Source organism: Mesorhizobium sp. CCNWLY176 (assembly GCF_037153935.1).
Taxonomy (GTDB): domain Bacteria; phylum Pseudomonadota; class Alphaproteobacteria; order Rhizobiales; family Rhizobiaceae; genus Mesorhizobium_M; species Mesorhizobium_M zhangyense.
The window spans coordinates 277,624-292,172 of record NZ_JBBBDZ010000004.1 but is presented as its reverse complement, the minus strand read 5'-3'; the positions used below and the strand labels follow the sequence as shown (position 1 = coordinate 292,172).

The 14,549-nt window shown below is 61.1% G+C and carries 15 protein-coding genes and 1 riboswitch; of the genes, 5 read left to right on the top strand and 10 right to left on the bottom strand.

Going from position 1 to position 14,549, the window contains the following annotated elements:
• Positions 1-18: 18 nt before the first annotated feature.
• The 7 genes from WBQ96_RS09050 to thiC form a co-directional block, all read right to left on the bottom strand.
• Positions 19-966, bottom strand: coding sequence for an NUDIX hydrolase (locus WBQ96_RS09050; protein ID WP_336549533.1), 948 nt, complete (start codon positions 964-966; stop codon positions 19-21).
• 203 nt (positions 967-1,169) lie between these two features.
• A complete protein-coding gene (locus WBQ96_RS09045; protein WP_337035879.1) occupies positions 1,170-1,925 on the bottom strand; it encodes a hydroxymethylpyrimidine/phosphomethylpyrimidine kinase in 756 nt (251 codons plus the stop codon).
• On the bottom strand, positions 1,916-2,521 hold the full coding sequence (locus WBQ96_RS09040; protein ID WP_336549347.1) for a thiamine phosphate synthase: 606 nt from the start codon (positions 2,519-2,521) through the stop codon (positions 1,916-1,918). The genes WBQ96_RS09045 and WBQ96_RS09040 overlap by 10 nt, the downstream gene beginning before the upstream one ends.
• The gene (locus tag WBQ96_RS09035; RefSeq protein WP_336549345.1) at positions 2,518-3,291 is read right to left on the bottom strand and encodes a thiazole synthase; all 774 of its coding nucleotides are present in this window, start codon (positions 3,289-3,291) and stop codon (positions 2,518-2,520) included. Before WBQ96_RS09035 ends, WBQ96_RS09040 begins: the two co-directional genes overlap by 4 nt.
• Positions 3,292-3,294: 3 nt before the next feature.
• Positions 3,295-3,492 carry a sulfur carrier protein ThiS gene (gene thiS / locus WBQ96_RS09030; protein ID WP_336549343.1) on the bottom strand — a complete coding sequence of 66 codons (198 nt, stop codon included), beginning with the start codon at positions 3,490-3,492 and terminating at the stop codon, positions 3,295-3,297.
• A complete protein-coding gene (thiO, locus tag WBQ96_RS09025) occupies positions 3,476-4,465 on the bottom strand; it encodes a glycine oxidase ThiO (RefSeq protein WP_336549342.1) in 990 nt (329 codons plus the stop codon). Before thiO ends, thiS begins: the two co-directional genes overlap by 17 nt.
• A complete protein-coding gene (gene thiC, locus WBQ96_RS09020) occupies positions 4,462-6,294 on the bottom strand; it encodes a phosphomethylpyrimidine synthase ThiC (RefSeq protein ID WP_336549341.1) in 1,833 nt (610 codons plus the stop codon). The genes thiO and thiC overlap by 4 nt, the downstream gene beginning before the upstream one ends.
• Before the next feature lie 119 nt (positions 6,295-6,413).
• Positions 6,414-6,530: riboswitch (TPP riboswitch) on the bottom strand.
• A gap of 528 nt (positions 6,531-7,058) precedes the next feature.
• On the opposite strand from thiC, the gene WBQ96_RS09015 reads away from it, so the two are divergent.
• Entirely contained in the window at positions 7,059-7,253 is a 195-nt protein-coding gene (locus tag WBQ96_RS09015; RefSeq protein ID WP_165121143.1) for a hypothetical protein, read from the top strand.
• A 25-nt stretch (positions 7,254-7,278) separates the two neighbouring features.
• Here the strand turns inward: WBQ96_RS09015 and WBQ96_RS09010 are convergent, their stop codons facing one another.
• The 3 genes from WBQ96_RS09010 to WBQ96_RS09000 all read right to left on the bottom strand — a co-directional run bounded on the left by WBQ96_RS09010 (position 7,279) and on the right by WBQ96_RS09000 (position 10,416).
• Complete coding sequence (locus tag WBQ96_RS09010; protein ID WP_165121144.1) at positions 7,279-8,160, bottom strand: carbohydrate ABC transporter permease; 882 nt, start codon at positions 8,158-8,160, stop codon at positions 7,279-7,281.
• Positions 8,157-9,047 carry a carbohydrate ABC transporter permease gene (locus tag WBQ96_RS09005; RefSeq protein ID WP_336549338.1) on the bottom strand — a complete coding sequence of 297 codons (891 nt, stop codon included), beginning with the start codon at positions 9,045-9,047 and terminating at the stop codon, positions 8,157-8,159. The genes WBQ96_RS09010 and WBQ96_RS09005 overlap by 4 nt, the downstream gene beginning before the upstream one ends.
• Before the next feature lie 76 nt (positions 9,048-9,123).
• Positions 9,124-10,416 carry an extracellular solute-binding protein gene (locus WBQ96_RS09000; protein WP_442920810.1) on the bottom strand — a complete coding sequence of 431 codons (1,293 nt, stop codon included), beginning with the start codon at positions 10,414-10,416 and terminating at the stop codon, positions 9,124-9,126.
• A gap of 356 nt (positions 10,417-10,772) precedes the next feature.
• Between WBQ96_RS09000 and WBQ96_RS08995 the strand changes: the two genes are divergently transcribed.
• From WBQ96_RS08995 to WBQ96_RS08980, 4 genes are read left to right on the top strand one after another with little or no spacing between them, the layout of a single operon-like run.
• Positions 10,773-11,648: an ROK family protein gene (locus WBQ96_RS08995; protein WP_336549336.1), complete on the top strand. Its 876-nt coding sequence runs from the start codon at positions 10,773-10,775 to the stop codon at positions 11,646-11,648.
• Positions 11,645-12,388 (top strand): GntR family transcriptional regulator, encoded by a 744-nt coding sequence (locus tag WBQ96_RS08990; protein ID WP_165121148.1) that lies wholly within the window; start codon positions 11,645-11,647, stop codon positions 12,386-12,388. The genes WBQ96_RS08995 and WBQ96_RS08990 overlap by 4 nt, the downstream gene beginning before the upstream one ends.
• Positions 12,389-12,412: 24 nt before the next feature.
• Entirely contained in the window at positions 12,413-13,207 is a 795-nt protein-coding gene (locus WBQ96_RS08985; RefSeq protein ID WP_336549334.1) for a sugar isomerase domain-containing protein, read from the top strand.
• 57 nt (positions 13,208-13,264) lie between these two features.
• Positions 13,265-14,344: an ABC transporter ATP-binding protein gene (locus WBQ96_RS08980; protein ID WP_336549332.1), complete on the top strand. Its 1,080-nt coding sequence runs from the start codon at positions 13,265-13,267 to the stop codon at positions 14,342-14,344.
• The last annotated feature ends 205 nt before the right edge of the window (positions 14,345-14,549 follow it).

The window sequence follows — 14,549 nt, the reverse complement described above, 5'->3', positions numbered from 1 at the left end:
CCTTGAGCATAAGGATTGTCAAGTCCGCGAAAGGGGCAATTTTGTTCCTGCGACGGTTTGTTCCGCCAGCACGGCGTGACGAAAGCGAAACAGCTTGGCCGGACGCCCGCCGGTGTCGGAGGTCGTCTCGCCTGTCTCCTCGACAAGGTCCTGCTGTTCGATGAGGCGGCGGAAGTTCTGCTTGTGAACGAGCAGTCCGGCCAGCGCCTCGACGGCGCGTTGCAATTGCAACAACGTGAACACAGGCGGCATCAGTTCGAACACGACCGGACGGTATTTGATCTTGGTTCGCAGCCGCGCAATGCCGGTTGCGAGAATGCGCCTGTGGTCGGCGATCATCGACCGGCCGGCGATGAGTTGCGCGTTGCTGCTTTTGCGTCCGCGCAGCGCTTCCTCGACGAGAGCGGCCTCAAACAGTAGCTCGTAGCGCTGCAGAACGAATTCCTCGTTCCAGCCGCGATCGTCCAGGCCGAAGGCAATGCTCGCGCGCTGCCAGCGGTCGCGGCGTGTTTCCACATCGTCTGCTTCGTCGGCCCAAAGCCGGAGGCGGGGCGCCAGAACTTCGGACAGGATCGATGGCGGCCCGGCGCGGTGATCTTCCCATGGAAAATAATCGTACCAGCTGCGCCAGCCGGATTGTTTCGCACCGTCCGCCTGGTCCTCACGGGTCAGGCCGAGATAGCTGATCGAGATGACGCGCTGCGTGCGCTCGCCGCCGGTCCGGTCGCGGTCGGCAAAAGTATAGAGCTGCTCGATATAGCCGAGCGGATGGCCGGTCTGCTGTTCGACCCAGTCCCGCAGTCCCGATTGCAGCGAGCGGTGGCTGAGTTCGAACGGACCCGAGGGCAGGGCGCTGGCCTGCTGGATGGTCAGAACCGAAGGCTGGCCATTCGTGACGGCGACCAGAACGGCGATAAGGTCGGCGGCGATGGCGTGACGCTCGTGGGGTCTTTCGGTCTCTTTCATCGCCTGGCTGTCTTGTCCCGTCCTGATCTCCCAACCGCGGCCCAGATTCGCACTGATGGCCACCATGTTCGTATCCTTGGCAGTTTTTGACCTGCGTACCTACAAAAATCTGCCCGGGAATCGTTGCCCGTAAATGACGATGGGGAAGGCCGCTTCGGCTGCCATGACGAAGCGGTAAACGGGCTTGGGTCCGAACCTGTCGATCAGGCGAGCTGACGATAGCGGTCGAAGACGTAGCGTTTTGCGCTGCGAACGCAGTCTTCGAGCGCTTTGCCACGCGCCAGATGCGCGGCAATCGCGCTGGCGAGCATGCAGCCGGTCCCACGCATCTCTCCGGCCAGGCGGGGGGCGTCGAAGCGGATCGGGTTTTTACCGGGGCACAGCAGGATATCAGTCGAATTCGGCCCCGCGGAATGACCGCCCTTGATCAGTACGGCTCGCAAACCTGAATTGAGCAGTGAGCGGCCCTGATCGAACGCTTCCGACTCATCGCCGGCACGCAGCGTGCCGGCGAGAATGGCAAGCTCGGGCAAGTTCGGCGTGACGAGCCGGCAAAGCGGCATGAGGTCGGTTTTCATGGTGTCTATGGCTTCTTGCGCCAGAAGCAACCGTCCTGAGGAGGAAGCCAGAACAGGATCGAGAACCACCGGGACGGATGGGTGCTCCAACAATACGGAGGCGACGGCTTCGACGGTTCCCATCATGCCGAGCATTCCCACCTTGATTGCAGCGATTGTGTTGGACACCAGCGCGGCGCGCATCTGCGCAGCCACGAGATCGGGGGCAATGTATTCGATGTGGTCGACCGAGTGATGCATCTGGACGGTCACGGCGGTAACCGCAAGGCAGGTACGCAACCCGACCGCAGAAACCGCTTCAATATCGCGCGCGATGCCGGCGCCGCCTGAGGAATCGGAGCCGGCGACGATCAGGACATGCGGATCGCCTTTCAGCGCCATCGCGCGGTCGCCGCGATCCATTCGCGGGTGCGCGCCTCGGGATCAGAATTGCGCGTAATGTCGGTGACGACCGCGGCACTATCGGCGTCGTGAGCGAACGCCCCATCGATTCTCTCAATATTCAGGCCGCCGATAGCGACGAGTGGAAGGTCCCCAACGCGGGTCTTCCACTCGGCGATGCGGTCGAGCCCCTGCGGCGCCCATTTCATGGCTTTCAGGATCGTCGGATAGATCGGGCCGAGCGCGATATAGTCCGGGGCGGCGGCCAGCGCTGTTTCGAGTTCGATATTATCATGCGTACTCAGGCCGAACCTGATGCTCGCTCGCCTGATAGCCGCAAGGTTGGCGGTGGCTAGATCTTCCTGCCCGAGATGGACGAAATCGCAGCCTTCCTCGATCGCCAATTGCCAGTAGTCGTTGACGATGAGCTGGCACCCATGCCTTGCACAGATGGTTTTGGCGACACGAATTTCACGCCGCAGGGCAGGCTCTTCCATGTCCTTGATGCGGAGCTGTACGAGTTTGACGCCGAGTGGCACCAGCCGCTCGATCCAGCTGGCGCTGTCGACGATGAGATAGAAAGGATCGAGCTTCACGAGAATACGGCCTTGCCAATGAGGGGGGTCGAAGGAACGGCCATGTCGCGCGGTTCGAGCATGCCGGCGAGGAATGCAGCGCGCCCGGCCTCGATCGCCTTGGCGAAAGCGGTTGCCATGCCGATGGGATCGCCTGCCTTGGCCACAGCCGTATTGAGAAGCACGGCGTCGAAACCGAGCTCCATGACGGTTGCTGCGTGAGATGGCCGGCCGATGCCGGCGTCGACGATGAGCGGCGTATCGGGAAAATGACCCCGCAGGCTGCGCAAGGCCTCGACATTTTGTGGCCCGCGCGCCGAGCCGATAGGCGCGCACCATGGCATCAGGATTTTGCAGCCTGCTTCAAGTAGGCGCTCTGCTACTACGAGATCGTCCGTGGTGTAGGGAAATACTTGGAAGCCATCAGCGGCAAGGATACGCGCGGCTTCGACCAGGCCAAAAACGTCCGGCTGCAGCGTGTCGTGGTTGCCGATCACCTCGAGCTTGATCCAGTTGGTTGAAAAGACCTCACGCGCCATTTTTGCCGTGGTGACCGCCTCCTTGACCGAATGGCAGCCTGCGGTATTGGGAAGCACGCGAACGCCGAGCGACTGGATCAGCGACCAGAATTTTTCGCCTGTCCTGCCGCCTGCCGCCTCGCGCCGCAACGAGACGGTGACGATTTCCGCTCGCGAGGCTTTGATGGCGTCACCCAATATCGTGGGCGAAGGGTACTGTGCCGTGCCAAGCAGGAGCCGTGAGGACATTTCGGTTCCGTAAAGGGAAAGCATCGCTTAGCCTCCTTTCATAGGCGAAAGGATTTCGATGCGGTCGCCATCCGCCAGCCGGCAAAGTTGTCGTTCCGCTACCGGAACGACTTCGCCGTTACGGGCCGTCGCCAGCCAGTTCCCCGCGTAGTCGAGTTCAGCCATCAGCGCTGCCAGAGTGTCGGCCGCCACCTCCTGCACCTCGCCATTAATGACAAGCTTCATGGTTGCGCTCCGTTGTCGTGTTTTGGCTAAAGGCCAGGTCGGCGGCTTGCCGCGCCATGGCCGGTGCCAGCAGGAAGCCATGGCGATAAAGCCCGTTGATGTGGATGACGTCACCGTTGCGCGTCACGCGCGGCAGATTGTCGGGAAAGGCCGGGCGGATGCCGACCCCGCTCTCAACGATCTCGGCTTCCGCAAAAGCGGGATGGACGGTGTAGGCGGCGTTCAACAGTTCCATCATCGAGCGCGCCGTGATCGGCCCGGTGGCATCGCTTTCGATCATTGTCGCGCCGACCATGAAGCGGTGATCGTCACGCGGGACGACATAGACGGGAAAGCGCGGATGCAGCAGCCGGATGGGACGCGACAGCGAAACATCCGGCGTGTGAAGGATGAGCATTTCACCGCGCACGCCACGAAGTTGCGGATCGGCCTTTGCCCTTGCCACGCCTGTGCAGTCGATGGTGACGTCGAAACGCTTCGTCCACCCAGGTTCGCTTTCGACGAACGACACGCCTTTTCGCTCCAGCCTGTCGCGAAGCTCTGTGAGTGCCGCGCGCGGGTCGAGATGTGCTTCACGGACAAAATGCAGCGCCAGGCGATAACGACCGCCAAGATCGGGCTCCAGCGTGCTGATCTCTTCGTCGCCCAAAGTCTGGAAGCCGTTCGAGCGGGAGGCGAAGCGGGCCAATTCGCTGGTATCGCGGCCCGCAGCCACAACCAGCGTGCCGGCACGGGTGACATGGCCCGGCAAAACTGTTTCCCACCAGTCGGCGGCATCGAGGCCGAGATCCTGGACGATCTGCTCCGCGCTCTCGCGCTCACAGTCGGGTGCCAACATGCCGCCGGCGAACCACGATGCGGTGCGCGTCATGTCGCAGCGCGGGTCGACGACGGTAACGATCGCCCCCCGCATCGCAAACTCGTAGGCGGCAGTGAGGCCGGCAACGCCGGCCCCCTTGACCAGCGCTTTCATGGCACCGGCGCCGCTTCGACGGTAGGTTTTTCGGCTTCATCGACAGGCATATAGAGGTCGCCGCCCTGGCGATATTTCGCTGCCATCGCCGCCATGCCTTCCTTCTGCGCTTCAGCGCGGATGTCATGCGAGATGCGCATCGAACAGAATTTCGGCCCGCACATAGAGCAGAAATGCGCGACCTTGTGCGCCTCCTTGGGCAGCGTCTGGTCGTGGAAGGACCGCGCCGTCTCGGGATCGAGCGAGAGATTGAACTGGTCCTCCCAGCGGAACTCGAAACGCGCCCGCGACAAAGCATCGTCGCGGATCTTTGCCGCTGGATGCCCCTTGGCGAGATCGGCGGCGTGGGCTGCGATCTTGTAGGTGATGACGCCTGTCTTGACGTCGTCGCGATCGGGCAGGCCAAGATGTTCCTTCGGCGTGACATAGCAGAGCATCGCCGTGCCGAACCAGCCGATCATGGCTGCACCGATGCCGGAGGTGATGTGATCGTAGCCGGGCGCGATGTCGGTGGTGAGCGGTCCAAGCGTGTAAAAGGGGGCCTCGCCGCAGACGGCAAGCTGCTTGTCCATGTTCTCCTTGATCTTGTGCATCGGCACATGGCCGGGGCCCTCGATCATCACCTGGCAATCCTTCGCCCAGGCGATCTGCGTCAGTTCGCCAAGTGTCTCCAGTTCGGCGAATTGCGCGGCATCGTTGGCGTCGGCGATGGAGCCGGGGCGCAGGCCATCGCCGAGTGAAAAGGCGACGTCATATGCGCGGCAGATGTCGCAGATTTCCTCGAAATGCTCGTAGAGGAAGCTTTCCCTGTGGTGGTGAAGGCACCATTTGGCCATGATCGACCCGCCGCGGCTGACGATGCCGGTGACGCGATTGACGGTCAGCGGAATGTAGGGCAGCCGCACGCCGGCATGGATGGTGAAATAGTCGACCCCTTGCTCGGCCTGCTCGATCAGCGTGTCGCGGTAGACCTCCCAGGTCAGGTCTTCGGCGATGCCGCTCACCTTCTCCAGCGCCTGATAGAGCGGAACGGTGCCGATCGGCACGGGTGAATTGCGGATAATCCATTCGCGGATGTTGTGGATGTTGCGGCCGGTGGACAGGTCCATCACCGTGTCGGCACCCCAGCGGATCGCCCACACCATCTTTTCGACCTCCTCGGCCATGGACGAGGTAACGGCAGAATTGCCGATATTGGCGTTGATCTTGACCAGGAAATTGCGGCCGATGATCATCGGCTCGCTTTCCGGATGATTGATGTTGGAGGGGATGATCGCCCTACCGCGTGCAACCTCGTCGCGCACGAATTCCGGTGTGACATAGTCGGGGATCGCCGCTCCGAAACTTTCGCCGTCGCGCTCCAGAGCCGCATACGCCCTATCGCGTCCGAGATTCTCGCGAATGGCGACGAACTCCATTTCAGGGGTGATGATGCCGGCGCGGGCATAGGCAAGCTGGGTGACCGCACGGCCGCCCTTTGCCTTCAAAGGCTGGTTGCGCACCGGAAATTCCGGCGTCAGCCGATTTCCGGAAACAAAGCCGTTGTCTCCCGGTTTTATGACGCGGCCTTCGTAGCGCTCGACATCGCCACGCGCGACGATCCAGTCTTCGCGAAGGCGCGTAAGGCCTCCCTCGATATTGGTCGTAACACTCGCGTCGGTGTAGGGGCCGGAAGGGTCATAGACCGTCACTGGCGGTTCGCCCGCGCTCGGATGCACTGAAATTTCGCGCAGGGGAACACGCAGGTCGGGATGGATAACACCGGGTTTGTGGATCTTGCGAGACGCCGGCAGTTCGCCGACGGTCACGGTTGGGGTCAAGGCATTCATATGGACCTCCTTTGCTTGGTCGCATTGGAGACCCAGTCCTATGCCGAAAGGAGGATAGAGAGGCTTCGCCTGCCGAATCCGGGAATCTGCCCGGAATAATTCTGCTTGGGTCTGCGACCCGCGAAGCTTCCGCACCGTCCCTACGCCAGTATGAACTGGATCAGGTTCAACGGGTCACTGCGCTGCGAGAGCCAGCAGTATCTCAGCCCCTTGTCGGGACTCCCCTGGTGAGGCTCAAGGGTGGATGAATTTGCCGGGAGTTGTCAACCGCTGAATTGTTCTGCGTTGTGCAGTTCGGTGGACTGCACGCGGGCTGACGGCTTTGTTCAGAGGTTCTTAACCATACGTCCGGCATCTTTCTTCGAGCGCTGTGTATTGAGTGCGCATTTCAGCACCGGTCGACGGGCAATGTTCGTTGACTGGTGCTGATCGAAAGATCGGAACGATGAACTACGAATCCCCTTACGATTGGACCGGCACCAAGGTGCGCCGACATAGGCGCCTGCAGATCGCCGCATGGGTTTTGATTGCGATCGCAATATTGGGTGCAGTTCTCGCGGCTGGAATGCTGCTGTAAATCCTCCGAAAAGGAATGCGCTTCGAGCCGCCGGCTGAGCGCCATAACGATAGCAAATACTGATAAACTTTATCAGCAATCATTAAAATTCTAATCTTATCTTATTGATTTTGCTAATTTTTCGTTGAGCAGAATCACGCACGCTCCATGGGTGCCTCGCCTTTGAGGCGCTCTCTTGGAGCCCAATATGAAACAGCGCTTTGAACTTGTCCTGGAGCCAACCGATCTGTGGACCGTTTGGGACAACGAACTGGATGAGCCGGTTGTTTTCGCCGATCGGCTTCTTGCCGGGCTAAGCAAAGGCGAGGCCGAGGCCGCGCGTCAAATCCTTCTGGAGGTAAAAAAGAACCGGAAGAAGGAAAAGCCGGCCGACGCAGCCTGATCGACGCACGTCAGTAAGCCTTCCTTCAGCCCTTTACGCCGGAGCCGACGATGCTGTCGACGAAGAAGCGTTGCAGGAAGACGAACAGGACAAGCGGCGGAAGTACAGCAAGCGTCGCCCCGGCCATGACGAGGCCGGTGTTCATGGCGCCACGGTTGTAGCTCAGGAGCCGGCTCAGGCTGATGACGATCGGATACTGATCGCTGTTGCCCTGAAGCACGGTCAAAGGCCAGAGATAGCTGTTCCAGTGATAGACGAAGGCAAACAGCGCCAGTGCTGCGATTGCCGGGATCACGCTTGGGGCGACGATGCTGAAGAGAATGCGCAGTTCTGACGCGCCATCGACCCGTGCCGCATCGATCAGGTCGTCGGGAACGCCGGCAATGAACTGGCGCATCAGGAAGATGCCGAAAGCGTTGGCAAGGTTGGGCAGGATTACGCCGCCTAGACTCGCATTCAACCCGAGCGAACCGACGATCCGATAGAGCGGAATGAGGGTCACGATGGGCGGCAGGAACATCGTGGCGATCAGCAGTGCAAAGAGAAGGTTGCTGCCCCGAAAACGGTATTTGGCGAAGGCATAGCCTGCCATCAGGCTGGTCAGCAGGATGCCGGCGGTCGTCACCGAAGCAATGACGAGCGAATTCCACATCGAGCGGCCGACATTGATGACACCGGCAACCTTGTCATAGGCATCGAAGCTCGGGGAGCGCGGCAGCCAGACGGGTGGCACCTGCATGGTTTCGGCAGTCGTCTTGAAGCTTGAAAGCACCATCCAGACAAGCGGAAAGGCCGATGCGACGACCACGACCAGCATTAGCGTCGCAACAATCACGTCGCCGCCCGTAGGCCGCACCCTGCGGAAAATCAGCCCCCGCGTCGGCGCCTGATTGGTCGTGGCAGTCATTCTTCGTCCTTCCGTCTGGCAAAGGCGAACAGGGCGAAGATCACGATGATCAGCGACAGCATCAACGTTACCGCCATGGCAGACCCCAAGCCGCCTTGCGCGCGCTCGATGCCGACCCGGCGGATATGGTAGGTCAGCACATTGGTCGAGCCGACCGGACCGCCCTGGGTGATCAGCGCTACCGGCTCGAAAACCTGCACGGCATTGATGACGGCAATCACCGCGCTGAACAGCAGTGTGCGGCGTAGCAGCGGTAGGGTGATCGCATAAAACTGCTGATGGGGTTCGGCCCCGTCGATCCAGGCGGCTTCATAGAGGCTACGCGGGATCTGCGTCAGGCCTGCGATGACCAGCACGGTGAAATATCCGACCTGCTGCCAGACATTGAGGAAGACAATGGATATCAACGCCGTTCCAGGTGAGGAAAGCCATGGCTGGCCCCCAAGCCCAATCCAGCCAAGCATCTGGTTGAACGGGCCTTCGCTCGGCGAATAGAGCTTCGACCAGACGAGGGCTACCGCGATCATCGGCACCATATAGGTCGAGAACAGAACGGCGCGCAGGAAATTGCCGCCTGCAACATTGCGCTGGTAGACGAGCAGTCCGAGCCCGACGGAAAGCGGCAGGATCAGTATAACGGACAAGGCCGTGTAGATTGCCGTGTTGACGAAAGCGCCCTTGAAGTCGCGGCCGATCGAGGTCGGGCCGAAAATCTCAAGGAAATTGTCGAGCCCGACAAAGCGCGCGGTCTGGAATCCGGTCTGTGTCGACCAGTCCTGCAAAGACAGCCAGATTGTAAGCGCCATCGGCAGCAAGATGAATACGCCGATAAGGGCAACGGCCGGGGTGAGCATCACCCACACGGAGCCGCGATAGGAAGTAGTCATGAAGCTGCCTTGTAAATGCTGCGTAAATGCTGCGGGAGCCATCGGTAGACGGCTCCCGCTTGCCCGGGCCGACCGGTTATTTTGCGGCGCGTTCCAGGATGGAGACTGCGTCGGTCTGTGCGTTCGCCTGCGCATCCTTGGCTGAAACCTGGCCGTATTGCAGCGCCTCGATCGTCTGTTGCAGGGATTCGCTGAACTCCTGGCCGCCAAGCACCACCGGGAACGGCTTGGCGTCTGCCAGCACGCTGACATAGCCGGAGAGGAACTCGGAGCCGAGCTTGTCCTTGAACGCATCCACGTCGGAGGTGCGTGAGGGCAGGATACCCATCGACATCAGGATGTTGGCCATTGCCGATGAGCCGTTCGGTCCCGATTTCGCGCCGTTCAGCCAGGCAAGGAAATCCCAGGCCGCTTTCTGCTCGGCCTCGCCGGCACCGGCATTGACCACCGTCATCCACGAATAGGAGATGGAGCGCGGTTTGTCGCCGTTCGGGCCGACCGGAATGGGCGCGGTGGCGATGTTGGAGAACTTGTTGCCCATGCCCGTCTTCAGCGCACTTTCCCACCAGTTGGCCATGATGATCATGCCGGTCTTGCCGGAGACGAAATTGTCGAGGAACGGCCCGGTCGTATTCGCGTCGGCGGTGGCCATTGCCGGATCGGTGGACCCGGCCTTGATCAGGTCTTCGTAAAGCTGGAACGTCTCACCGGCAGCCTTGCTATCAAGCATCGGCTTACCGTCGGTGACGAGATCGCCACCGTTGGAGACGAGAAGCGAGGAGAACGGATGCACGACGCCTGCCGCCCAGGAGTTGATCATGCCGAAGCCCTGCTGGCCGGCGTCCTTCTTGGTCAGTTTGGCAGCGGCGTCCTTGAATTCGTCCCAGGTCTTGGGTGGGCCTGAAATGCCTGCTTCTGCAAACAGCGCCTTGTTGTAGTTGAGTGCGTAAACGTCGATCTCGTTGGGGATGCCGTAAAGCGTGCCGCCGACACTTGCCGCCGAAACGACACCCGCTGGCCAGGCGCCTTTCACCTCGGTTGCGACCGTTTCAGGTGCAGGCGTCACCAGTTTGTCGCGCGCGAGTTCGGGCAGCCACAGATCGTAGATGCCGGCAATGGTCGCGCCGTCCGCGCCGCCGCCTTGCGAGCGCAGCGTGGTCAGGAGATCGCCGAACGGGACCGCCCTGACGGTCACCGCCACATCAGGATTGGTCTTGGCATATTCCGTCGCTGCCTCTTCCAGAAGGGCAACGGTCTCGGGCGCCCAATGGGTGAGGTAGGAGATTTTGACTGCTTCGGCAAAAGCCGCTGTCGGCAGCGCCATGATGCCGGCAGCGAGCGCGTATTTGATCGTCCAGACGAGTCTCATGAAATAGGTCCTCCAACTGATCTGATTATGTTCCCGGGTAGCATTCTTTGACAAGAGGTTATAACGTCATATTCATATCTGCAAGGGGAGGTGTTCGCGGTGGTTTCGGTTGGCCGGTGGGGAACAGATCCGGTGATCTGCGACCAGAAAATCTGGCTAACCTGCGGTCTTCGCCCTTGAGCGGCAGCATTCGGAAATCATCTTGCCTGCAAGTCTTCATGACGTTATAACAACATGATCTATGTAAACGCACAAGGCCGGCGCAAAAGAAATGGGAAATCGCATCATCGGAAAGTCAGGCCGCTCATGAGGGCAGGGTTTCAGACCTTTAAACCGCACGCTGCGAGGCTTGGTCGATGACGCAGGTGCTTGCCATCGATCTCGGCGGAACGCAGCTGCGCGCAGCGGTTTCCAGCGGCGATCCCACATCGCTGCGCGATCTCACAAGGGAGCAAGCACCGGCCAGCCTCGCTGACTTCACCGGCCGCCTCGCGGCGTTGCGGGCGGAGGTGGGGGATGTGACGGCGATTGGCCTTGCCGTGCCGGGTCTGGTCGAGAATACGCAATGTCGCTGGATTCCCAATCTACCCTATCTGGACGGTCTCGACATCGCGGCACTGTTCCCGGATCTGCAGATCGGGCTCGGCAACGATGCCCAGATATCTCTGCTGGCCGAGAGCGCTGCGGGTGCGGCACGCGGTACCTCCGACGCCATCCTGCTGGCGATTGGCACGGGCATCGGCTCAGCGGTTCTCGCCAATGGCCGGATCGTCGCCGGTGCGCGGGGTGGGGCCTGTTCCTTCGGTTGGGCCTGCGCCGACATGGACGATCCCGGCGACGATCGCAGCGGCTGGCTCGAACGCATGGCAGCCGGCCGGGCGCTCGATGACATCGCCATTCGCCTGGGCAAGGCAAATGGAACTGAGTTGATCACTGCGGCGCGCGAAGGTGACTCGGCTGCGATTACAGCCTTGCAAAAGCCGGTTCAAAGCCTGAGCACGGCGCTTGCCGGTGCGGTCGCGCTGCTCGATCCGGAAGTGATCCTGATTGCCGGCGGCATTTCCGCGGCACTCGATGTGCTCGGCCAACCCGTTCTTGACGCGATGCGCAGGCAGCTTCCGGCGCATTTGCGTCCGATCGAAATCAGAGCCGGAACCTTCGGCGCACGCGCCGGAATAGTCGGCGCAGCACTTGCCGGCGCGGCCGGACAAAACTGGAGACAGATACGATGAGCCAGGCGACCTATTCCCAACCCGATCGCCGTCGACCGGAACCGCTCTGGTATCAGGTCGAGGAGGCCATCCGCACCATCGTCAAAAGCGGCGAGTGGCCGACCGGCAGCCAGATTCCCGCCGAGGATCGCCTCTGCATCATGTTCGGCGTCAGCCGCATCACGCTGCGCCATGCCTTGCGCAATCTCGAGGAGCAGGGCCTTCTGCGTCGCGAACATGGCCGTGGCACCTTCGTGCGCAGCGCCAAGCTGGTTGCCGGCACGCGTGAGCTGACAAGCTTTACGCAGGAGATGGGCAATCTCGGCCTGGTCGTCGGCTCACGCCTGCTCGACTTCGGCCTGACCACTGCGGATGCAGCGGCGGCCGCCGCCCTGGAAATCGAAGAAGGCGAACCGGTCGTGCGCATCCGCCGCCTTCGCCTTGGCAACGACGCGCCGATCGGCATCCAGACGGCGCAGCTGCCTGTGGCGCGGGTGCCCGATTTTCTCGAACCAGGCCCGCCTGAAGGCTCGCTCTATGAGGCTCTCAGCAGGCGCTACGGCATCAATCCGGTGGAGGCGCGGGAAATCTATCGCGTGGCTTCCGTGGGCGCCGAGGATGCCGCACTGCTGGACCTGCCTGCCGGAACCCCGGCTTTCGTCGTGGAACGCATCACCACCGACGAGCGCGGCCCGTTCGAGTTCACCGTCTCGGTCATGCGCGGCGATCGATACGAAATCCGTTCGACGCTGCGTTCCTAACCAATCACCAACAGGAGAATTATTGTGTCCGACCTCTATATTGGCCGTCTGGCTGCCCTGATCGAACAGGCTTCGAAAGCCAATGCCGAAGCGTTCGAAACCGCCTCCGGCCGCTTTGCCGACACGCTTGCCGGCGGTGGCCTGGTCCATCTCTACGGCTCGGGTCATTCGGTCCTGCCTTGCCAGGAAGCCTTTCCGCGCTACGGCACCTATGTCGGCTTCAACCCGCTGACCGACCCCCGTGTCATGTGGCACAATGTGCTCGGCGCCGGCGGCGTGCGGGAATTGCTCTGGCTCGAGCGCACCGAAAACTACGCAGAGAAATTCCTCGATCACCAGCCGCTCAACGAAGGCGACAGCATCATCATTTTCGGCCATAGCGGCCGCAACGCGTCGGGTATCGAAACCGCGCTCTATGCCAAGAAGCGCGGCATCTTCGTGGTGGCGATCACCAGCAAGAACAATCTCGACAAGCCGGCTACGCACTCCTCGGGCAAGCGGCTGGCGGACGCCGCCGACCTCGTCATCGACACCTGCTCTCCGATCGAGGATGCCATAGTGCCGGTCGAAGGCTGGAGCCGCCCTGTGTCGGGTTCTTCGACCGTTCTGGCGATGATCATGACGCATGAGCTGATCGCCCGCACTGCGCAGAACCTTGCCGACCGCGGCATCGAGCTTCCGACCTTCGCTTCGCCGACCATTGCCGGTGTGACGCTCCACGACACCGACGTCATCTATGGCGTTTATCGCGAGCGCATGCTCGAGGCGCAGAAGAAGCACCTGCCGGCGTTTCAGGCAAAGATGCGCGGCGAGAAATAATCTGTCCGGGCGGCGGCGCAAGCTGCCGCCCGGCCTTCCTTCTACGGAGACCCGCCTATGGCCTCGATTGAACTGCGCAGCCTGAAGAAGTCCTTCGGCGCGGTCGACATCATCCACAATCTCGATCTCAGGATCGAGGATGGCGAATTCGTTGCCCTGGTCGGACCGTCCGGCTGCGGCAAGTCGACCTTGCTGCGGATGATCGCCGGCCTTGAGATGGCAACCGAGGGCGACATCCTGATCGGTGACAAGGTCGTCAACGACCTCAACCCGCGCGAGCGCAACATTGCGATGGTGTTCCAGAGCTACGCGCTGTATCCGCATATGACGGTCGCGCAGAACATGGCCTTTAATCTCAAGCTGTCCGGCAAATCAAAGGCCGAAATCAAGACCCGCGTCGATGAGGCCGCGCGTATGCTCGATCTGACCGCGCTGCTCGATCGGCGCCCGGCGCAGCTTTCGGGCGGCCAGCGACAGCGTGTCGCCATGGGCCGCGCCGTCGTGCGCAACCCGGCGATCTTCCTGTTCGACGAACCCTTGTCGAACCTCGATGCCAAGCTCCGCGTCCAGATGCGTGCCGAGATCAAGTCGCTGCACCAGAAAGTGGCGACGACTTCGCTCTATGTCACCCACGACCAGCTCGAAGCTATGACGCTCGCCGACCGTATCGTCGTTTTGAATGGCGGGCGTATCGAACAGCAAGGCAGCCCGCTCGATCTCTATCGCAACCCGGCAAATCTTTTCGTGGCGGGCTTCATCGGCTCACCTGCCATGAATTTTCTTGAGGCGACAGCCGTTTCGACGCCGAAAGGATTGGCCGCGAAGCTGGAGGGAGGCAATTTGCTGCTGCTTGAAACAGCTTCTGCGGCGCTCAAGGAAGGGCAGGCGTTGACGATCGGCATTCGACCGGAGCACCTGATGCCCGTTTCCGGAGGCGGTCTGCTTTCCGGTGCGACCCGTATCGTCGAGCCGACCGGGGCACAGACCCATGTGATTTTCAACTATGCCGGGCAAGATGTCGTGGCGGTCGTGGATGGCATGCACGACGCAGCCGTGGGACGACAGTTTGATGTTTCGGCAGCAGCAGGCCAGATACATGTTTTCGACAGGCAATCCGGCACGCGGCTCGGTCACTGATAAGTTCACATGATGAGGTTTGTAGCTTTGGCTAATTTGCAACTTGACCGAGCAAGCATGATTGTCGCGGCAATGCCGCCGATCTTTCGGTCGTAAAGAAAGCGTTCATCCTTCCCGCGTGCGGATATTTGCACGCGCTTCCCTGGTTATGCTATTTCTACCTTCACCTTAAGGTGAAGCGATGCGGAATTTATACCGTTTGTGG